This window comes from Enterococcus sp. 5B3_DIV0040 (assembly GCF_002140755.1).
GTDB classification, from domain to species: domain Bacteria; phylum Bacillota; class Bacilli; order Lactobacillales; family Enterococcaceae; genus Enterococcus_D; species Enterococcus_D casseliflavus.
In genome coordinates, this window is record NZ_NGLC01000002.1 from 742,976 (window position 1) to 764,269 (window position 21,294).

The following is a 21,294-nucleotide window of genomic DNA, read 5'->3' on the forward strand; positions in this document are numbered from 1 at the left end:
ATGTACTAGAATGATGTACTAGAATGATGTACTAGAATGATGTACGTTTATTGCGCAATCAAAGTACAACCTTACATGAGAGGGTTGAGGAGGGAACCAACATGAATCAATTTACAAAAATCAAACAAGAAGCCCAGGAAAAAAAGAAGCAGCGATCGGCACATATGCCCGCTCCACAAAGTATTAACAATATCAATAAAGGAAATTTGATGCTTTCCTTGGAAAAACTCCAAAAGAAAGAGAAGAAAGAACGGTATGTGTTTGCCTTATACCCAAAAGAACATGACTTATTGAAGGAGTTGGCTTTTCAAGCTGGATTTACCAATCAATATGGCGAGGGCAATGCTTCTGCTTTTCTCAGTGCGATCATTCAAGAGTTAGGAGGGGACAAGAAATGAAACAATTACGTATGGGTCAAGAAATTACGGCTATGACGGTTCACGGGAAGGTATTTACTGGGAAAGTAACAGGATTGAATGACCATACGGTTGTTTTATGTAACGAGGATTCTTTAGAACGTGTGGTGGTATCTGAAAAAGAATTACAAAAACAAGGCTGGACCTGGAAAAAGCCGAATCGCAAAGGGTCGTTATCTGTCAGGGGGTAAAAGGAATGAATCAGAAGTATTTGGTCTTTACCGGTACGTTATCAACCATGACTCGAAAACAAGCCCAAGCGTTGGTGGTTGCCCTTGGCGGGGAGTCGCAAACGAGTGTGACGAAACAAACCACGCACTTAGTGATCGGGGCGAGTCGCCCGACATTGTTTGATGAGTCTCATTCATTCAAGTACCAAATGGTCGAAAAAATGAAAAACGACGGGCAGACGATTCAGTGTATCGATGAACGAGCCTTTTTAGAAGGCGCAATCACTGAATTGCAGCGACGTGTCAGAAATTTATAAGCAAATGAGAGAAAAAAGCGGAGGAACAAAGAAAAGATGCAGGCGTATTTCCAACAAATGGATCAGATTTTATCGCAGGAACCATTGGATCCAATCGAAAAAGAGCGAAAAATTCAGTGTTTGATGAATACACTGATTGAAGATTATTTTCAACAATATATAAACTATAAAGAGAATAGCCAACGTTCCTATTATCAAGCACAGGGGTATCAACCAGAAAAGAAAGCAGTACGAACCGTTCACTTTTTGTTTGGTTCGATCACGTATGCACGCACCCCATGGAAAAAAGGAGGCGAAATCCTTTATCCCGTAGACGAGTTGTTTCAAGTAACTGCCTATGAGCGGTATTCACCTGGTGTCACCTTTTCAATCGCGAAAGCCAGTAAAAATTGTCCGTATCGGAAAGTGTCAACGATGATCGAAGATTTTACACTGATTTCCTGTTCAAAAGATACCGTAGGTAAAGCGGTTCGAGCATTTGGTCAAAAAGCAGCGAATCATTTTTCGTATCAACGAGACTATGGTGAAGCAGGCAAGCGCAAGGTGCCCTATTTATTTCTAGAAGGGGACGGGGTTCTTGTGAATGAAAAAGGCCTTTCTAGCAGAGGTCGAAAAACGAACCAAGGGCCTGGGAAAAAGAAAGAATTAAGCCATTTTGTGATTCATGAGGGAATCGACGACTTAGGGAATCAGACCAGCCGGCGGTTAAAACAGGCGCGCACGATTATTTCATCGAGTTATGCCGAAGCTGTCCATCAGGTAAAGGATTATTTGTATCAAACCTATGATCTGACAGAAACGATCGTTGTCGCAAATACCGATGGTGGGAAAGGGTTCACGAAAACGAAGATCCAAGAAGTATTGCCGGCAAAAATCGGCGGCTTCGAATACTTTATCGATCGGTACCATGTGACGCAAAAATTGATTCAACGGGTCTTCAAATCAGAATTAATCGATTCCTTTCAAGAGGCGATCAATGCGTATGATCCCCGTAAACGAGATGTGTTGTTAACGACATTGGAGAGTTGTTGTGAAACGCAGGAACAATGGTACCAGTATACCAAGCTTAAAGGCTATTTGTATCGGAATTGGCCGTATCTGAAACCGTATTATTTAAGAAATTTGCCAAAGAAAAAACAAGGCATAGGGATTATGGAAAGCCGGCATCGAAGCTTTACGTATCGAATGAAGAATCAAGGAAAATATTGGGGACGAGGATTAGAAGGCATGATCCAATTGATTGCCTCAGAGAAAAACCAAACCATGAAAACCATCTTTTTACAAGAACACCAGAACGCTTTTGCATTGGATGAACGCTTAAAAGGCCAGCCTTTGTGCGGGTTTGAACAGGTGGGCGAACCGGAAAACGATGGTATAACCAAGGGAGTGGTGCGTCTTCAAACGGATCGAGGGGCGGTCAAAGAGTATGTTAATTGGCTCAAAAAAGGAGCCCCCCTAAACAAAAGTTAGGAGGGACTGGGAAAAAAGATTGTAAAGAGGGATTGAGCCTCTTTACAATCCGAGTATAAAAGAAATCGATTTGAAAGACAATCTTTTTTTTATGGAAGGAGGGGGACATAGGTGAAAAAAGTTTTTATTGTTTTGATTGTTGGATTGACCATCTTAGGGAGCAGCTTATTCTTAGGCAATCTCTTTTTTTCAAAAGAAGAAGGGAAAGAAACGACGACCACAAGCACTACAGAAGAACTAAAGCCGGAACTGTTTCTAGACATTGAAATTTTAGCGCCTAATCAAGAAGAAAGCCAACAAGAAACCACCATCAACGAGCTCTATCGAGGGGAACTGGATTTCCAACATGCCGATCCAACAAAACCGTATCTCCTTACGGTTCAATTTATAGATAAAGAAAAACGGGAATTTGTTGGACCAGATAAACAGCCGTTACATCTGGAAAAAGAAATCATTTTAGGGAAAGAACAGGGAACGGTTTTTCTTGTGGTAAAGGGAAACAAACCAATGGTGGCACATATTCAGAGATTAAACGATGTGCAAGTTTCAGCGTCGCTGAAAGAAAAATAAGAGAAGGAAGTGCGTGTAGAATGGAAAATAGAGGAAATCAAACGATGTATTCTTATAAAATCCCCATTAGCAAGACCGCATTAAGAGAAAAATATGACACTTTTCTTTTGAAAAACTATCTGCTTTTTCAAAAGCATGGGTATAGCTATCATTCGTATGACCGGATGGACTATAACCTTAAACTGTCTCTAAGAGACATGACGTTAACGATTACCAGAAAAGATAGTGCAGCACTTTCTGCAAAAGAACGTGCATTTTTTGCGCAAATGCTTCCGGATTTTTTTGAGAAATTAGAAATAGAGTTCATACAAGAAAAAGAAATGATGGAAGAATACGATTTGCAGTAAAGAAAAGAGAAGCGGAGATCCTTTCATATTTATAAAAAAACGACGTCATGGGATAACACGACCCATGACGTTTTTAGTTCAAAAAGAAAATTTTAGATGTTTTTTATTGACAACACTTACAATACCAACTAAAATATGGGTTGTCAAGAAGTATTTTTTTCTTTTTTCTTTACGAATCCAAGCAAAGAAAATCAGAAAATCTACTTTTTAAATAACAGAAAAATCATAATATAACACAAAACCTCGCTAGGAGCTAATAAAAATTATAATCAAAATTTAATTTTTTTGGTTCAAAAAGAAAAAAGGGTAAAACGCAGACACATACAAATTGTGATTTTTTGTTGACAAGGCGTTCATTTTCCAGTAAAGTACTCTTCAACAAGAATAATGAATCTGTTGAGAAGGAAAGTAACCGCGGATACTTCAAAGAGAGACTCTGGTTGGTGGAAAGAGTCAAGTCAGAAGCGATGAAAAATGGCCTTGGAGGATTGATTGTCGATAAGTAGGCAATCACGGATGCGCACTACCGTTACAAAGTGCACCAATCTCTAGCACGACTAGACGTTGGGATGAGGGAAGGGAAACCTTCTAAACAAAAGGTGGTAACACGAGTATTCGTCCTTTTACTAGCAAACGCTGGTAAAAGGACTTTTTTTATACCCAAAATCAAATAGCACCACACACGAAGAATTGGTAAGTACAAAAGCACGTTTTTTCAACAGAGAGTTTCGGTAGCTGAAAAGAAGCATCAAACGACTTTTAGAAAATGGCCAAGGAGTGATTCGTTCCGAGCAGTAGTTTGCAAGGCGACGACGGTAGCGACCGTTATCTGGCTAGAGTATGATCGTACTCGAAAAGGAGCTGTATGCGAGTGCAGCTTAAACTGAGGTGGTAACACGCAAAAAGGCGTCCTCAAACAAGTCACAGGTGACTTGTTTGAGGATGCCTTTTTTTATTGAAAAAGACAAGAACTAGGGGGAAGACGATGATTTCATTAAAAGACATATCAGTAACATTCAATCAACCAAAGAAACCCGCGATCCAAGCGGTCAAAAACGTATCGATCGAGATCGACAAAGGGGACGTTTACGGCATCGTGGGCTACTCAGGCGCCGGGAAAAGTACACTCGTCCGTGTGATCAACTTATTGCAGCGCCCAAGTAGCGGCAGCGTCGTCGTCAATGGTACCGAGCTGACCACGCTTTCTGCGAAAGCCCTGCGAGAAAAACGGAAAACGATCGGAATGATCTTTCAGCACTTCAACTTGATGGACAGCCGCAATGTTTTTGATAACGTGGATTTCTCCTTAAAATATGGGGGACGGTCCAAACAGGAACGTCATCAAAAAGTAACCGAGCTGTTAGCATTGGTGGGATTGGAAGAAAAAGCCCAAGCGTTTCCTAGCCAACTATCTGGAGGACAAAAACAGCGGGTCGCGATTGCCAGAGCGTTAGCGAATGATCCAGAGATCTTGCTTTGTGATGAAGCAACCAGCGCCCTTGATCCGAAAACGACCTTACAGATATTGGCTTTGTTGAAAAAATTAAATCGAACCCTCGGCTTGACTATCGTGATCATTACTCATGAGATGCAAGTCGTCAAAGAAATCTGCAACAAAGTGGCAGTGATGGAAGACGGCGAAGTCATCGAGCAAGGTTCAAGCGTTCAGATTTTCAGTCAACCAGAAAAACCATTGACCAAAGATTTCATCCGAACGGCGACGCACATCGACCAGGCCTTAGAAACGATCCTTGGCAGTTCGAAGTTTTCTTCCTTGGCACCAAATGAATGGCTGGTGGAGCTGTCCTACGTTGGCGATCAAACCAATGAACCACTGATCGCCCAATTGTACAGCCGCTACAAAGTGACCACCAATATTCTTTACGGCAACGTGGAGATCTTGCAAGAAGTGCCGATCGGCAGCTTAGTCGTTAGCTTATCTGGCGAATACCATCAGCGTAAACATGCCTTAGAATACTTGAAGGATCAAGGAGTTTACACCAATATTTTAAAAGAAAATCATGCAGAACCATTAAACAATGTGATTAAAGGAGGATTTTAGATGGCTGCCTTATTAGAAAGATATTTTCCCAATGTTGTTGCGATCCAAGATGAATTTGTGACAGCAACGATCCAAACCTTGTATATGGTTTTTTGGACCTCTTTGATTGCGGGCATCTTAGGTATCTTGTTAGGGATCGTCTTGGTAGTAACTCGACCGAATGGGATTTTAGAAAATCGACCGCTCTTTGAATTTCTCGATAAAGTCATCAATGTGGTCCGCTCGATCCCCTTTATTATCTTATTGACGTTACTAGGAACCTTTACCCGATTCCTTGTTGGAACGACCATCGGCGAAACAGCAGCATTGGTTCCTCTGATTGCTGGGATCATCCCCTTCTTTGCTCGGCAGATCGAGATCGCCTTGCTAGAAGTTGACCCCGGTGTCGTAGAAGCAGCTGAAGCGATGGGCACCAGTCCTTTCGGTATCATTTTTCGGGTCTATTTACCAGAAGGCGTGGCGGGAATCATTCGGGTCTCTGCATTGACCGTGATCAATGTGATCGGATTGACCGCCATGGCAGGAGCTGTTGGCGCTGGTGGTTTAGGCAACTTAGCCATCACCCGCGGGTACAACCGATTCCAGACCGATGTCACGATCATGGCGACCTTGATCATCTTGGTATTCGTTTTTATCAGTCAATTTGTCAGCAACCTACTCATTAAACGAGTATCACACTGACCACCACTTACGTACAAATAAAAAATCAAGCAAGTTTATGGAGGAAGCAAAAATGAAAAAAATCGTACAATCAATCGTCTTAGGGGCAGCATTATTATTTATTACAGGATGCGGAAACAATGGCAGTGCCGCAGCCAATGATCAAGAAGAAGTGACGGTGAAATTAGGGGTGATCGGTGCGGACACCGACGTCTGGGACGATGTCAAGGATCGTTTGAAAGACGAAGGCATCAATTTAGAATATGTCCAATTCTCTGATTACAACCAACCCAATGCAGCTTTAGCTGATGGTTCCATCGACCTTAATTCATTCCAACACCAATTTTTCTTGGACAACTATAATGAAGAATTTGGTACTGATCTCGTATCGATCGGCAATACAGTCAATGCGCCATTAGGCATTTATTCCGACAAAGTGACGGATGTCAACGATTTGGCGGAAGGAGCTAAAGTTGCGATCCCTAATGATGTGACCAATGGTGGTCGGGCATTGCTTTTATTACAGTCAGCTGGAATGATCAAAGTGGATGAAGCAGCCGGACAAACACCAACGGTCGCGGATATTACAGAAAACCGTTTGAACTTAGAAATTTCAGAACTGGATGCAGCGCAAACCGCCCGGGCACTTTCGGATGTCGATGTTTCGGTCATCAATAGCGGCATGGCGGTGGATGCAGGATTTGTACCAACCGAAGATGCGATCTTTTTAGAGCCTGTTGATGAAACGGCCCGTCCTTACGTCAACATCATTGCCGCCCGTAAAGAAGAGGAAGACAATGAAGTTTACCAAAAAGTGGTCGCGGCTTACCAAACAGAGGATACGAAAAAAGTCATCGAGGAAACGTCAAAAGGATCAAGCGTTCCTGCTTGGGAAACCTTTGGAGCAAAATAAGCACCATGTAATTTGATAAAAAAACTGAAAAAGCATGTATAAAAAGGAGAGATTTGATTATGACAACAGCAACTATTACGAAAGCAGCCATCAAACCATTTATCCAAGAGCGTTTAGCCGCTTATCAAGCCTTGGCATTAGATATCCACAATCACCCAGAAGTCAGCAACTATGAGTTTTATTCAGCCGATGCCCTGATCGCCCAATTAGAAAAAGAAGGCTTTGCTGTTAAAAAGGATGTGGCAGGCCATCGCACCGGCTTTGATGCCCGCTATGTCAGTGGGAAACCGGGTCCGACGATTGCCTTTTTAGCCGAGTATGATGCGTTACCTGGCATCGGTCATGCCTGCGGACACAATCTCTTCGGGACTTATTCCGTCTTAGCTGCCAGTGCTCTGCAACCTTTCATCGATGAGCTAGGCGGGGAGATTCGAGTCTATGGGACGCCAGGAGAAGAAGGTGGAGAAAATGGTTCCGCTAAAGGCAGTTTTGTCCGTGAAGGGTTCTTCGATGATGTCGATGCCGCTCTTTGTGTCCATCCAGCCCATCGCTATGGCAAAACGACGGCTTCATTAGCCAATGATCCAGTGGATATCAAGTTCTATGGTCGGGCTTCCCATGCGGCAGCTGCACCAGAAAAAGGCATCAACGCGTTAGAAGCATTGCTGCAAGTCTTTAACGGGATCAATGGGTTGCGCCTGCATTTACCAAAAGATGTCAATATTCATGGTGTGATCACCGATGGCGGCGTGGCAGCCAATGTCGTGCCAGAATATGCAGCCGGTCGTTTTTATTTACGAGCTGCCAATCGAGCAACCTTGAATGATGTCTACGAGAAAGTCGAAAACATCGTAAAAGGAGCCGCTTTAGCTACGGGAGCGACCTATGAATTTGGTTTGTTCCAAAACTCCGTCGACGATGTGATCGTGACACCAAGTTTTGATGAGATCTTCTTCGCCCATGCCCAAGAAGCGGGCGTACCTGCCGATGAGATCGATACGGAAGCCAAAACAAGCCTTGGTTCGTCTGATGTCGGCAATGTCAGCCAAGTGATTCCAACGATCCAACCCACTGTTTCGATTTCAGATGATTACATTGCGGGGCATTCGGAAGAATTCAAAGCCGCTGCCAAGAGTGAAAAAGGCTTGCAATCGATCGCCATCGCGGCGGAACTTTTAGCGCTGACGGCATTAGACCTTTTTGAGCAGCCAGCGTTATTAGAAAAAATCAAAGCCGATCATCAAGAAAGCCTAGCGAAAGGCAATTAATGCCAAAACCGTGAAGGAAGATAGTCAATAGTATAGAAAAAAAGTCTCTGCCGCAAAATGTCGGTAGAGACTTTTTAGTTAGTCGATGACTAAAATGCCTTCTTTCAATGAAAAAGGATTTTGTTGATTGATATGATCGTAGAACATGACCCCGTTCAAATGATCGATCTCATGCTGAACGACGATCGCAGGATAGTTTTTCAAACGAACTTTTTTCTTTTTACCGTTGATGTCGTAATAGCTGATCGTGATCCGGGCATGGCGTACCACGTAGCCAGGGACTTCCCGGTCCACGGACAGACAGCCTTCGCCTTCACCCAAACAAGCTTCTTGCACGGAATGACTTAAAATTTTGGGGTTGTATAGAACATCTTTAAAATCAGGTTCTGTTTTTTCTGGGTCGCTGCTAGGAACGAGGACCGCTGTGATTCGTTTTGAAATATCTAATTGAGGAGCTGCTAGACCAACGCCGCCTCTTAATTCAAGTTCTTCTGCCTTGACTGGGTCTTGGCTATTTTCTAAAAAGGTCATCATTTCTTTTCCTAGTGCGATATCTTCTTCGCTCAAAGGAAAAGGTACTTCTTTTGCTACTTCACGCAAGGTTGGATTGCCTTCGCGAATAATATCATCCATTGTAATCATTGATGATGTGATTCCTCCTACTATGTAAAAATGACGAAAGCAAGTTTCGTTCCTAATAAAGTGTACCATAAGTGTAGAAAGAAGGGCATAAGAAAGTTTAAACGGTAAAGCTTTCTTATTAAATGAAACGATATTTCTATATTAATGATTTAATTATGAAATATAGTTGCGAATGGGAAAAGAATCAGTTATAATGCTTTTATAGAAAACGGTATCACGAAAGTGACCCATCAAGGAGGCAAAGAGATGTTCGGCTTTTCTGTATTTATGAACGAAGACTTGACGGCAGCAGAACTTGAGCAGATGACTGCGATGGCATCAGGCTTTAAAGGGATTTTCACCTCCATGCACATACCAGAAGATGATCGCAGTACTTATCGGCAGCGTTTGACGGACTTGGGAGGTTTCGCAAAAGACCATCAGCTGTCTTTAATGGTAGATATTTCTGGAAACGCATTAGCAGAAGCGGGCTTTTCCATCGACAATCTGGCGGAACTAAGGGAGATCGGTGTCACTGGTTTACGAATGGATTATGCGATCGACAATCAGCAAATCGCAGCTTTTTCAAAAGAAATGACCATCAGTTTGAATGCCAGTACATTGACGGAAAAAGACATTCGAGAGCTGCAGGCGTATGGAGCCGATTTTACTCGTTTGGAAGCTTGGCACAATTATTACCCCCGACCAGAAACGGGACTGGATGTTGGCTGGTTTCAGGAGAAGAACCGCTGGTTGAAAGCACAAGGCTTTTTCGTCCAAGCCTTTGTTCCAGGGGATGCCAAGAAACGCGGACCGTTATTTCAAGGATTACCCACACTGGAAAGACACCGCAACTGGTCGCCTTTTGCCGCAGCGATCGACTTATTGGCAACTGGCTCAGTCGATGCTGTTTACATTGGCGATGGCATGGTTTCTGAAAAAAGTGCCCAGCAGTTTGCGACGTATCTGCAAGAAGCGCGGATCGTTTTGAGGGTCAAAGATCTTGGTTCCACTTACTTTGAACACGTCTTAGGGAATCACCAAAATCGTTACGATGAAGCTCGGGATGTCTTGCGCAGCGCCGATGCCCGTTTCAATGCCATTCCAGAAGTCAAACCTGAACTTAGTCAAGAGCGGCCAGTGGGGGCTGTGACGATCGATAACCAAGAGTACTTGCGCTATATGGGAGAGATCCAGGTGTGCAAACGACCTTTGCCGGCAGACCCAAAAGTCAACCTCGCCGCTCAGGTGATACCAGCCGATCTGCCGTTGATCCAACAAATCAAAGCAGGGATGCGATTTAAATTAGAAAGAGATGATTCCGATGAATAAAATCAATTTAGACAAATTAACGACCGAACGACGCAATAGCGAAACGAGCAATTTAGATGAAATGACGATTTTAGAAGCGTGTCAAAAAATGAACCAAGAAGATCAAAAAGTTGCCTATGCGGTGGAAAAAGAAATTCCTAGTATTGAAAAAGTGATTGAACAAACCATCGTCGCTTTTAAAAAGGGCGGACGCTTGATTTATCTTGGCGCTGGGACGAGTGGTCGATTAGGCGTCTTGGATGCGGCCGAATGTGTCCCAACCTTTGGGGTATCACCTGAGATGGTGGTCGGTTTGATCGCCGGTGGCGAAGAAGCGATGACGGTCGCTGTCGAAGGAGCAGAAGACTCCTTAACGCTAGGCAAACAAGACCTTATCGATTTGAAGTTGAACCAAAATGATATGGTGATCGGGATCGCTGCCAGTGGCAGAACCCCTTACGTGATCGGGGCGCTTGACTATGCCAATGAGCTCGGTGCCACAACGGCTACGATCGCTTGTAATAAAGACGCGGAGATCTCTCAGCATGCCAGCTTTCCAATCGAGGTCGATTGTGGACCAGAATTTCTTACAGGTTCGACTCGTTTGAAATCAGGGACTGCCCAAAAATTGATTTTGAATATGATTTCGACGTTATCGATGGTAGGGATCGGCAAAGTCTACAATAATTTGATGGTCGACGTGAAAGCGACCAACGAAAAATTGGTGGAACGCTCAAAACGGATCATCATGCAGGCGACTGAAGCTGATTATGAAACAGCCGCCGCGGCATTTGAAGAAGCAGATCAGAATGTCAAATTGGCGATCGTGATGCTGTTGACTGATAGCACGAAAGACGAAGCACAAGCAAAACTTGCCACGGCACAAGGGTTTGTCAAAACGGCGTTAGGAGGAGAAAAGTAATGGCAAAAGAAACACTAACGGTAGAAGAGTTAGCGGAGAAGATTTTTCAAGAAGCCGGCGGAATGGACAACGTAGAAACAGTCAATCACTGTATGACTCGCGTACGAATGACCGTCCGCGACCACGACAAGGTCGATCAACAAGGGTTAAAAGAGATTCCCGGTGTGATGGGTGTGGTCAATGATGAGCAGCTGCAAGTCATTATCGGACCAGGGAAAGTCAACAAAGTAGCCAATGCAATGGTGGCAAAAGCCGGTGTTGATTTAGGGCAAGAGATCCCACCGCAAAAATCAGGCAAAGAGGCGTTATCAGAAAAAACGGCAGAGATGAAAGCAGCCCAAAAAGCCAAACAAAAATCATCGCCATTAAAGTCGCTGCTGAAAGATATTTCTAATATCTTTGTTCCAATGATTCCAGCCTTCGTTGGTGCAGGACTCGTCGCAGGGATCGCTTCTGTTCTGACCAACATGATCACGGCTGGCCGATTAGATGGAGATACTTGGAATTATTATGTCATGATTTTAAACGTCCTCAGAAATGGGATGTTCACCTATTTAGCGATCTTTACTGGGGTCAATGCAGCGCAGGTCTTTAAAGCCAATCCAACCCTTGGTGGCGTGATCGGTTCGATCATCTTGCTGACAGGTATGAACCCAGAAGCCCCGATCCAAAACTTGTTCACTGGCGAAGCTTTAGCTGCCAACCAAGGAGGGATCATCGGTGTGATCTTCGCAGTATGGCTTTTGGCGAAATTAGAGGCAGTGCTGCATCGAGTGATTCCTGAAGCGATCGATATTATCGTGACCCCGACGTTGTGTTTGCTGATCATCGGTTTGACGGAGATTTTCTTGATCATGCCATTGGCAGGTCTGATCTCTGACAGCTTAGTCGGTTCGATCACTTGGGTCTTGAACGTGGGCGGTGCTTTCTCTGGGTTTGTCTTAGGGGCGGCCTTCCTACCAATGGTCATGTTTGGTTTGCATCAAATTTTGACCCCGATCCACATTCAAATGATCGAAGCAACAGGCAGCACGCAATTATTACCGATCTTAGCCATGGCTGGTGCTGGTCAAGTCGGTGCAGCTTTAGCCTTATGGGTACGACTACGTAAAGACAAAGAGCTTTCTGAAATGATCAAAGGCGCATTGCCAGTTGGGATCTTAGGCATCGGCGAACCATTGATCTACGGAGTGACGTTGCCATTAGGTCGACCATTTATCACTGCTTGTATTGGTGGTGGGATCGGTGGTGCGGTCATTGGCGCTTTGACAAATATCGGCGCAACGGCGATTGGACCATCAGGACTAGCTTTGATCCCCTTGATTGCCAACGGCCGTTGGATGGGCTATATTTTCGGCTTGTTAGCAGGCTATGCTGGCGGCTTCGTTGCCACCTACTTCTTTGGGATTCCGAAGGATCGCTTAGAAGCAGTCAAAGAAAGCGAGGCAGAAGAAGCAAAACCAGCTGCAACCGTTACTGTGCAACCGCAACCAAAACAAACGAGTGAAACGGCTGCAAAGGAAACGACAGCAAATCCATCAAAAGAAACGATCGATACCCCTTTATACGCAGTAGCCACAGGCACGACAAAAGTGATCAGTGCATCAAGTGATCCGGTATTTTCGCAAAAAATGATGGGCGACGGGTATTTCGTCTTGCCAGACAATGGTGCGATCTATGCACCAGCAGCAGGAACCGTCACGACGATTTTTCCCACGAAACATGCATTGGGGATCAAGACTGCCAGCGGGCTAGAGATTCTGCTGCACATGGGTGTTGACACCGTCGAATTGCAAGGAGCACCTTTTGAGATCCTGGTGGAGGAAGGCCAAGCCGTGACACCAGCTACCCAAGTTGCCCAAGTCGATTTGGCACAGTTGACGGCTAAAGGCAAAGCTTCTGAGATGCTCGTGATCATCACCAATATGGAGCAAGTAGCCAATATCGAAGGGTTACCAGGAACAGAAACAAAAGCGGGTCAAGCCGTCATGCATGTGGCAACGATAAAATAATGTTAAAACCTCTATCGGATAAAGATAGAGGTTTTTTTTAAGAAGTTACTAAATAGATTGCGAAAAATTTTCCTTTATGTTACAGTTTCGTTACAAAGGGAGTGATCCCATTCGAGGAGGCAATGAGGATGAAAAAAATAATTTGGTTCGGACTAATGACGCTGGCTTTTTCACCACTGATGGTTCATGCAGATGAAACAGCTACGAGTGAAAATGGCAATCAGGCTACCGTTAGCGAGACGCTTTCATCAGAGGAGCAATCAGGAACGGATCAGACACAAGCTGCTGTCCAAGAAAGTACAGTAGAAAATCAAGAGACGGATCAATCCGCTGCTTCAGAAACTACGACTACCGAGAATCAAGAACCAGTCGATTCCGAAGCTGTTATTGCCTCGATCCAAGCAGAGACGGGGACGCAAAACGTCAATGAGATCAACACGTTAGCCGATGAACCTAGTTCGCTGCGTAGCGCCTTAACCCAAGGGATCACTGAAGGCAGTGTGACCGCATTTACCCAAGAACAGTTGGACCAGTTGACAGATGAAGAATTGACCAATGGCAATCGCCTAGCGCTACGTTATTCTAGTGATGCGATGGGCTTTGATATTGCTTACTTGGCAAAAATCATCGGCGCCTTGTTTGTCGATCAGACGTTATCCTGGGAAGCCATTGAGCCGCAACTGGCTTTTGATGCGAATAGCTACGCCAGTTTTGCTGACTTGATTCCTGTCGTGGATCAGTTGCAGGAATATTTAAGGGTCGTCTATCCAGCAGACGGAGTCTTTTTACATTTGAATCAAGCCGTTTCCAACGAATGGATGATTTCAATTTTGACCAATTTGAATCAGATGGAACAAGAGATGCAAGTCGATCCAGGTGCCTTTGTCCCAGGAAGGATCTCTTATATCATTCAAGCGGCAAATGATTCCATGTATCTGCCTACAGGCACGCAAACGAGTACGACTGAAGAAGCGACGGCAACATCGACGACTGCTCAAGAAACAGCGACAACGACTTCTTCGAAAGAGGCCAACGCTACTGCCGATGGTGAAAAAACATTACCTAAAACCAATGAAGCGCCAAGCTATACCTTACTGATCGCAGGTGTTATCCTGCTGCTGATCGTTTTCTTGATTCTATGGCGCCGCAAGAAAAAATGATCGTTATTTATAATCGGCAGAATGAAAAAATAGCAACCTTCGTTTTCCATCAGGGAAACGAAGGTTTTTTGTTTTCAGAAATTTCATTGGTTATTTCTTTTCAAATAACGTCCTTTATAAAAAGACCAGAATCGATTCCTTCATAAAAAAGTCAAATTTAAATTCTTGCATTCTCTGGTGAGGGGTGTATAATGACACAGTGTCATATGACAACGTGTCATATCGAGAGCTGTGATTTATTTTAAATTAGAAAGGAGTTGCTTGTGATGCCGACCGATACATTTTTTCACTTGCCGCCAGAAAAACAAAAGCGCATCTTAAATGCGGCGAAAAAAGAATTCTCAAGACTGCCGCTGAAAGACGCTTCGATCGCCAACATCATCAAAGATGCCGAGATTCCTCGCGGGAGTTTTTACCAATACTTCGAAAACAAAGAAGATCTTTATTACTATTATTTCCATACGTTGAAAAAAAATAGTCAGCGAGATCTGCTGAAATCGATCCAACATGAAAACGGGGATCTGTTTGCGGGGTTCGAATGGTACTTTTCACGGATGATCGCCGAGGTTTTCAAAGGCAAAAACGCAAACTTTTACCGCAATTTATTTATGAGTATGGATTATCGTTCCTTCCATAAAGTCGTGCCAGAGATGCAGCACAAGATGCATCAAGAAAACAAAGCCGATCGGCAGAAGCAGCAAGCCATCTTTTTGTCAGAGGTCGACAAAGATTTATTGAAAGTCAAAGACGACCATGAGTTGAAAATGCTGATCCAGCTGCTGATGCATACCGTCTTTTCGACGATTGCCGAAGCCTATCGCCAATCAGCGTTTGATCCAGACTATGATCCTGCCGAAGCGATCGCTGATTTCAACAGTAAAGTCCGCTGGTTAAGAGAGGGCGCAAAAAAAGAAAGAGGGGAAACCTATGATTAAGCTGATAAAACGCGTATCCGTCATTTCCATAATCATGGCAGTGGTGTTTATGGTGATCCAAGTCGTTTCTGATTTGTATCTACCGACATTGACTTCCAATATTATCAACAATGGGGTGGCGACAGGCGACATTGATTACATTTGGAAAACCGGCTTTTACATGATCGGCTTTTCATTGATCAGTATCATCGCCGCTTTAGGAAATACGTATTTCGCAACAAGAGAATCACAAAAATTAGGACAAAAACTACGTTCGGACATTTACCAAAAAGTTGAGAATTTTTCTTCTCGATCTTTTGATAAATTTGGGACCGCATCATTGATTACAAGAACCACCAACGACGTCAACCAAATTCAAATGGTGACGCAAATGTTTTTACGTATGATGATCAATGCACCGATCACACTGATTGGGGCGAGTTTCTTGGCCTATCAAAAAGATGCCCAATTAACACGAATCTTTTTAGTCGTTATTCCTATCATGCTAGTATTGGTCGGCGGTATTATGTATTTTGCCGTTCCTTTATTCAAAAGTATGCAAAAGAAAACCGACCGTTTGAACTTAGTCTTTCGTGAAGGCTTGACGGGGGTCCGCGTTATTCGGGCATTTGACAAGACGGATTATGAAGCGAATCGCTTTGATGAAGCCAACAAAGATTACACCCACACCGCGATTAAAGTAAACACCATCGTGGCATTGATGATGCCATTGATGACGTTGATCATGAGTGGGACGAACATTGCCATCACATGGTTTGGGGGTCATTATATTGCCGAAATGACTTTAGAAGTCGGAAACTTGATTGCGTTTATGACCTATGCAATGCAAATTTTGATCAGCTTTATGATGCTGTCCATGATCTTCGTGATGGTGCCAAGAGCCCAAGCATCAGCTGATCGGATCAACGAAGTCTTAAATGAAGAAGATGAAATTCTCGATCCAAAAACACCAGCGACATTGAGCTTACAAGGGGACCAAGCAACCTTGGCCTTTGACCATGTGGCGTATCGCTACCAAGGCGCTGAGAAATTGGCGTTGGAAGATATCGATTTTCAAGCAAAATCTGGTGATTTTGTTGCCATCATCGGTGGGACGGGCTCAGGGAAAACGACCTTAGTCAATCTCTTGCCTCGTTTGTACGATGTGGAGTCTGGTGCAATCAAAATCAATGGGGTCAATATTGCAGAAGTCACCCAGCACAATCTACGAGAAGTCGTGGGCTTTGTTCCGCAAAAAGCGGTACTGTTTTCTGGTACCATTCGTGAAAATATGAAATACGGAAAACCCGATGCATCAGATGAAGAAATCTGGCAAGCCTTAGAGATCGCCCAAGCCAAAGATTTTGTCTCCGAACTGGCAGATGGCTTAGATAGCCGTGTAGAACAAGGCGGCGGCAACTTCTCTGGTGGACAACGTCAACGTTTAGCGATCGCTCGTGCGTTAGTGAAACAAGCAGATGTCTATGTCTTTGATGATTCCTTCTCCGCACTGGACTTCAAAACCGATGCTAACTTACGAGCAGCGCTGAAACGCGACATGCAAGACAGCATTATGGTCGTGGTTGCCCAACGGGTCAGCACCGTCATGGATGCCGATACGATCTTAGTATTGGATGAAGGAAAACTCGTAGGAAAAGGGACCCATGAATCATTAATGGCAGACAATGAAACCTACCAAGAAATCGTTTCTTCACAATTGAGAGAGGAGGATCTTGCATGAGTGAAAAGAAAACAACAACACAACACCGTGGCGGACCAATGGGCGGCGGTCCAGGCCGTAACATCGGTGCCAAAGGACCAAAACCAAAAAACTTTTGGGGGACGGTCAAACGGCTTTTCGGGTACATGTCGAAACGCTCCATCGCTATCATTGCCGTCTTCGTTTTAGCGATCGCAGCCGTGATCTTCCAAATCCAAACACCGAAAATTTTAGGGGAAGCGACCACTGAAATTTTTAAAGGTGTCATGATCGGTGCGCAGCAGATGCAAGCCGGCCAACAGGTAACAGAATTTCCTATCGATTTTGAGAAAGTTGGTCAAATCATTTTGATCGCGATCGGCATGTATGTGATTTCAGCCGTCTTCAACTTTCTACAACAGTTTATTATGACCCGTGTCTCGCAACGGACGGTTTATGAGCTGCGTCGTGACTTAGATGAAAAAATGAACCGCTTGCCGATCTCTTACTATGATACTCACTCAAATGGGGATATCATGTCACGGGCGATCAATGATATGGATAATATCGCAAGTACCCTGCAACAAAACTTGACCCAATTTATTACGAGTGTCGTGACCTTTATCGGGGTTTTGTGGATGATGTTGACGATCAGTTGGCAACTGACTTTGGTTGCTTTAGCAACGGTTCCTTTAAGCTTGATCGTCGTGATGATCGTCGCACCAAAATCGCAAAAATTCTTTGCGGCACAACAAAAAAGTTTAGGATTGCTCAATGACCAAGTCGAAGAAACTTACGGCGGTCATACCGTTGTCAAAACCTTCAACCATGAAGCCGCCGATCAAGTCGTTTTTGAAGAAGAAAATGACCGTCTGTATTCCGCTGGTTGGAAAGCCCAATTTATTTCAGCGATCATTATGCCCTTGATGAACTTCATTAAAAACTTAGGCTATGTCTTCGTGGCTGTCCTTGGTGGGATCAAAGTGGCGAATGGGAACATGACGTTAGGGGATGTGCAAGCATTCTTGCAATACACCAATCAATTCTCTCAACCAATCACTCAAATCGCTAGCTTACTAAACACCATCCAATCAACCGTTGCATCTGCCGAACGGGTCTTTGAAGTCTTGGATGAAGAAGAAATGACTGATGAGCCTTCTGGATTGCCAGTGGAAGACAGTGAATACAAAGTTCGTTTCGATCATGTTCAATTTGGTTATGCGCCAGACAAATTATTGATGACCGATTTTAATCTGGATGTTAAAGCTGGTGAGATGGTGGCTATCGTAGGACCTACCGGCGCTGGGAAAACCACGCTGATCAATCTCTTGGAACGTTTTTATGATGTTTCTGGCGGTAGCATTCGTTACGATGGCAAAGATACCCGAGACTTGACTCGTGATGAGTTGCGTAGTAATATCTCGATGGTGCTGCAAGATACGTGGTTGTTTACTGGTTCCATCTATGACAACATTCATTATGGAAATGAAAAAGCAACCAAAGAGCAAGTGATCGCTGCGGCGAAAGCTGCCCATGTGGATGATTTTGTTCGCAAATTGCCAGAAGGCTATGATACGGTCTTGAATGAAGAAGCCAGCAACATCTCCCAAGGTCAACGTCAGCTGATCACGATCGCCCGCGCCTTCTTAGCGGATCCCGACGTTTTGATTTTGGATGAAGCAACTTCTAGTGTCGATACGCGGACGGAAATCTTGATCCAAAAAGCAATGGGTCGTTTGTTAGAAAATCGGACCAGCTTTGTGGTTGCTCACCGTCTCTCTACGATTCGTGATGCTGACAATATTATCGTGATGAATCACGGGTCCATTGTTGAGACTGGAAATCATGAGGAATTGATGGCACAAAACGGTTTCTATGCAGACCTGTATAACAGTCAATTTTCAGAAGAAGTGGCATGATCCACTGTTTGTAATGAAAGAAATTCTTCCCCAAATGATGATAAACAGACCGCCAAAGGTTGACTGAAAGAAAGCAGTGATTGTCACTGCTTTCTTTTTTTTATGAATTTTTATCGCTTTATTTTAAATATTTATTGCAATTAGCTGGATAAAAATGTATATTAATACATAATTTCGGATAATCTAAGACAAGGAGTGAACCCAATGAGTCATCTTTTTCCTAATTACAGCCGTTTACCCATCGATATCCAGCAAGGCAACGGCAGCTATGTGGTAGATTCGCAAGGCAACCAATATTTAGATTTAACAAGCGGCATCGGGGTCGTTAATCTCGGTTATGGGCATCCCAAAGTGCAAGCCGCGTTGATGACACAAGCAGAGCAGATTTGGCATGTGCCGAATTTGTATGACAGCCAGTTGCAAGAAGAAGTTGCCCAAAAGCTGACCCAAAATCAAAAGAGCGCCTCAGACGAGCCGTATCTGGCTTATTTTTGCAACAGTGGCGCTGAGGCGAACGAAGCTGCTTTAAAGCTGGCTCGCAAAGCGACTGGCCGCAGCAAAGTCATCAGTTTTGAACAATCTTTTCATGGTCGGACCTTTGGGGCGATGTCTTTGACTGGGCAAAGTAGTATCCATGATGGGTTTGGACCGTTAGTACCAGAGATGGTGTATGTACCCTTTAATGACCTTGAGGCATTGCAAGCCGTTTTAGATGAGCAGACAGCAGCCGTGTTTTTAGAATTGATCCAAGGCGAAGGCGGTGTGATCCCTGCTGAGGTGGCGTGGGTCCAAGCGGTGACAGCCCTTTGTCAGGAGTTGGGGGTATTACTGGTGGTGGATGAGATCCAAACCGGGATGGGGCGGACAGGAACACTGTTTGCTTTTGAAGGATATGGCATTGAACCTGATCTTTTTACCGTAGCAAAAGGGCTTGGTAACGGGATCCCTGTCGGAGCGATGCTAGGCAAAAGCCATTTGCAAACGGCTTTTGGACCCGGTAGTCACGGTTCGACCTTTGGTGGCAATAAATTAGCGATGGCCGCTGCTAGTGCCGTTTGCAGTGTGTTGCAAGAAGGGGACATTCAAGTCAATGTTCAATTGCGCCAGCAGCAGTTTCTCGACGGATTGCAAGGACTATCTAAGGTGCAGGCGATTCGTGGGAAAGGATTGATGATCGGTATCGAATTAGCCGATTCGGAAAGCTTGCAATCCGTGTTGACCCAACTGCGGAACCAAGGCCTCCTCGCATTAAAAGCGGGAACCAAGGTTTTGCGCTTGCTGCCGCCTTTAACGATCTCGCAAGAGGAAACGACAGCAGCCTTGGCGATTTTGCAAGCTGTCTTAGCATAATTGCATAAAAATAGATTTTTCGGGCTTTTTTTCTTATAAAAACCGAATAATAGCGAATTTATTTTGAATAGTTTTATAAATAATCATTGACAGAGCGATGGGAGTTTCTTATAATCTTAAGTAAATTCTTTTGAGGAGTGACGTGTTTGAAGGCAGCAATCGTTGGTGTAACAGGGTATACCGGAATTGAATTGATTCGTTTGATCCAGCAACATCCCCAATTGGAGGTGGGCACCTTGCATAGTCATTCTATGCATGAAAATTCATCAGTTTTGTATCCTCATTTAATTGGACTGACAGAGCGGCTGATCGAACCTTTTGATGCAGAAAAAATCCAAAAGGAAAATCAACTCGTGTTTTTTGCGACTCCTGCTGGAATCAGCAAAGAACTCGCAGCGACTCTTGTCGCAAATGACTTTCCAGTGATTGACCTTTCCGGTGATCTGCGATTGAAGGATCGGGATAGCTATCAAAAATGGTATCACCAAGAAGCTGCACCTGCCGAGTTGTTGGCACAAGCGACCTATTCGCTGCCTGAGTTTGCAACGACTCCTGGCAATTTGATCGCCAATCCAGGCTGTTATGCGACTGCTGCCATTTTAGCTGCTGCGCCGTTGGTTCAGCAAAAACTATTCAGCGGTACGTTGATTTTTGATGGCAAGTCGGGTTTGTCGGGTGCTGGTAAGAAATTGACGGACAGCAGTCACTTTGCAACCGCTGCGGATAACATGACGATGTATAAGCCAAATCAGCATCAGCATATTCCTGAGATCATGCAGCAGTTTCAGCAATGGGATCAGGCAATGCCGCCGATCCAATTTTCTACCAGCTTACTGCCTGTCAAAAGAGGGATCTTTATGACGCTTTATGCGCCTATCAAAGACGCGATTTCGCAAGAGGACATCTATGAGCAGTACGTAAAAACGTATCAAGACCATCCGTTTGTCCGAGTGCAACCGTTAGGAAAGCTGCCCGAGCTGCGGCAAGTGACGGGAACGAATTTTTGTGACATTGGCATATGTTTCAATCCGCTGACCCAAGTGTTGACCGTTGTCGCAGTGATCGATAATTTAGGCAAAGGGGCTGCTGGCCAAGCGATCCAAAACTTCAATCGATGGGCAAAGATACCAGAAACGACTGGTCTTATGCAAGCACCGTTATATCCATAAAATAGCCAACAGACGCGTGAGGAT

Annotated in this window: 20 protein-coding genes and 1 other annotated feature; of the genes, 19 read left to right on the top strand and 1 reads right to left on the bottom strand. The window is 44.3% G+C overall.

Features of this window, described 5'->3' with window-relative positions; translation table 11 throughout:
• Positions 1–101: 101 nt before the first annotated feature.
• From A5883_RS15975 to A5883_RS16020, 10 genes are all read left to right on the top strand, one after another.
• Positions 102–398 (top strand): hypothetical protein, encoded by a 297-nt coding sequence (locus A5883_RS15975; protein WP_086339043.1) that lies wholly within the window; start codon positions 102–104, stop codon positions 396–398.
• Entirely contained in the window at positions 395–607 is a 213-nt protein-coding gene (locus A5883_RS15980) for a hypothetical protein (RefSeq protein ID WP_086339044.1), read from the top strand. The genes A5883_RS15975 and A5883_RS15980 overlap by 4 nt, the downstream gene beginning before the upstream one ends.
• 5 nt (positions 608–612) lie before the next feature.
• On the top strand, positions 613–903 hold the full coding sequence (locus tag A5883_RS15985; RefSeq protein ID WP_086339045.1) for a BRCT domain-containing protein: 291 nt from the start codon (positions 613–615) through the stop codon (positions 901–903).
• Between the two features lie 36 nt (positions 904–939).
• Positions 940–2,373, top strand: coding sequence for an ISLre2 family transposase (locus tag A5883_RS15990; protein ID WP_086339046.1), 1,434 nt, complete (start codon positions 940–942; stop codon positions 2,371–2,373).
• Between the two features lie 111 nt (positions 2,374–2,484).
• A complete protein-coding gene (locus tag A5883_RS15995; protein ID WP_086339047.1) occupies positions 2,485–2,943 on the top strand; it encodes a hypothetical protein in 459 nt (152 codons plus the stop codon).
• Positions 2,944–2,963: 20 nt separating this feature from the next.
• Positions 2,964–3,290: a hypothetical protein gene (locus A5883_RS16000; protein WP_086339048.1), complete on the top strand. Its 327-nt coding sequence runs from the start codon at positions 2,964–2,966 to the stop codon at positions 3,288–3,290.
• 387 nt (positions 3,291–3,677) lie between these two features.
• Positions 3,678–3,916, top strand: a binding site (T-box leader).
• Between the two features lie 359 nt (positions 3,917–4,275).
• Positions 4,276–5,352 carry a methionine ABC transporter ATP-binding protein gene (locus A5883_RS16005; protein ID WP_086339049.1) on the top strand — a complete coding sequence of 359 codons (1,077 nt, stop codon included), beginning with the start codon at positions 4,276–4,278 and terminating at the stop codon, positions 5,350–5,352.
• A complete protein-coding gene (locus A5883_RS16010) occupies positions 5,353–6,033 on the top strand; it encodes a methionine ABC transporter permease (RefSeq protein WP_010748680.1) in 681 nt (226 codons plus the stop codon).
• Positions 6,034–6,085: 52 nt separating this feature from the next.
• Positions 6,086–6,925, top strand: a complete 840-nt coding sequence (locus tag A5883_RS16015; RefSeq protein WP_086339050.1) for a MetQ/NlpA family ABC transporter substrate-binding protein — start codon at positions 6,086–6,088, stop codon at positions 6,923–6,925.
• A gap of 59 nt (positions 6,926–6,984) precedes the next feature.
• Complete coding sequence (locus A5883_RS16020; RefSeq protein WP_015508853.1) at positions 6,985–8,193, top strand: M20 family metallopeptidase; 1,209 nt, start codon at positions 6,985–6,987, stop codon at positions 8,191–8,193.
• Between the two features lie 78 nt (positions 8,194–8,271).
• On the opposite strand, the gene def is transcribed toward A5883_RS16020, so the two are convergent.
• Complete coding sequence (gene def / locus A5883_RS16025; RefSeq protein WP_005227211.1) at positions 8,272–8,835, bottom strand: peptide deformylase; 564 nt, start codon at positions 8,833–8,835, stop codon at positions 8,272–8,274.
• Between the two features lie 246 nt (positions 8,836–9,081).
• Here def and A5883_RS16030 point away from each other — a divergent pair, with 246 nt between their 5' ends.
• The 9 genes from A5883_RS16030 (at position 9,082) to argC (ending at position 21,270) form a co-directional block, all read left to right on the top strand.
• Complete coding sequence (locus A5883_RS16030; RefSeq protein WP_153882984.1) at positions 9,082–10,146, top strand: DUF871 domain-containing protein; 1,065 nt, start codon at positions 9,082–9,084, stop codon at positions 10,144–10,146.
• Positions 10,139–11,047 carry an N-acetylmuramic acid 6-phosphate etherase gene (murQ, locus tag A5883_RS16035; protein ID WP_005227213.1) on the top strand — a complete coding sequence of 303 codons (909 nt, stop codon included), beginning with the start codon at positions 10,139–10,141 and terminating at the stop codon, positions 11,045–11,047. Before A5883_RS16030 ends, murQ begins: the two co-directional genes overlap by 8 nt.
• Positions 11,047–13,059, top strand: coding sequence for a glucose PTS transporter subunit IIA (locus A5883_RS16040; RefSeq protein WP_086339051.1), 2,013 nt, complete (start codon positions 11,047–11,049; stop codon positions 13,057–13,059). Before murQ ends, A5883_RS16040 begins: the two co-directional genes overlap by 1 nt.
• A gap of 128 nt (positions 13,060–13,187) precedes the next feature.
• Positions 13,188–14,219, top strand: coding sequence for an LPXTG cell wall anchor domain-containing protein (locus A5883_RS16045; RefSeq protein WP_086339052.1), 1,032 nt, complete (start codon positions 13,188–13,190; stop codon positions 14,217–14,219).
• 266 nt (positions 14,220–14,485) lie between these two features.
• Complete coding sequence (locus tag A5883_RS16050; RefSeq protein ID WP_005227217.1) at positions 14,486–15,154, top strand: TetR/AcrR family transcriptional regulator; 669 nt, start codon at positions 14,486–14,488, stop codon at positions 15,152–15,154.
• Positions 15,147–16,874, top strand: coding sequence for an ABC transporter ATP-binding protein (locus A5883_RS16055; RefSeq protein ID WP_005227218.1), 1,728 nt, complete (start codon positions 15,147–15,149; stop codon positions 16,872–16,874). Before A5883_RS16050 ends, A5883_RS16055 begins: the two co-directional genes overlap by 8 nt.
• Complete coding sequence (locus tag A5883_RS16060) at positions 16,871–18,751, top strand: ABC transporter ATP-binding protein (RefSeq protein WP_005227219.1); 1,881 nt, start codon at positions 16,871–16,873, stop codon at positions 18,749–18,751. The genes A5883_RS16055 and A5883_RS16060 overlap by 4 nt, the downstream gene beginning before the upstream one ends.
• A gap of 204 nt (positions 18,752–18,955) precedes the next feature.
• Complete coding sequence (locus A5883_RS16065; protein WP_086339053.1) at positions 18,956–20,101, top strand: acetylornithine transaminase; 1,146 nt, start codon at positions 18,956–18,958, stop codon at positions 20,099–20,101.
• Positions 20,102–20,247: 146 nt separating this feature from the next.
• On the top strand, positions 20,248–21,270 hold the full coding sequence (gene argC, locus A5883_RS16070; RefSeq protein ID WP_016609579.1) for an N-acetyl-gamma-glutamyl-phosphate reductase: 1,023 nt from the start codon (positions 20,248–20,250) through the stop codon (positions 21,268–21,270).
• The last annotated feature ends 24 nt before the right edge of the window (positions 21,271–21,294 follow it).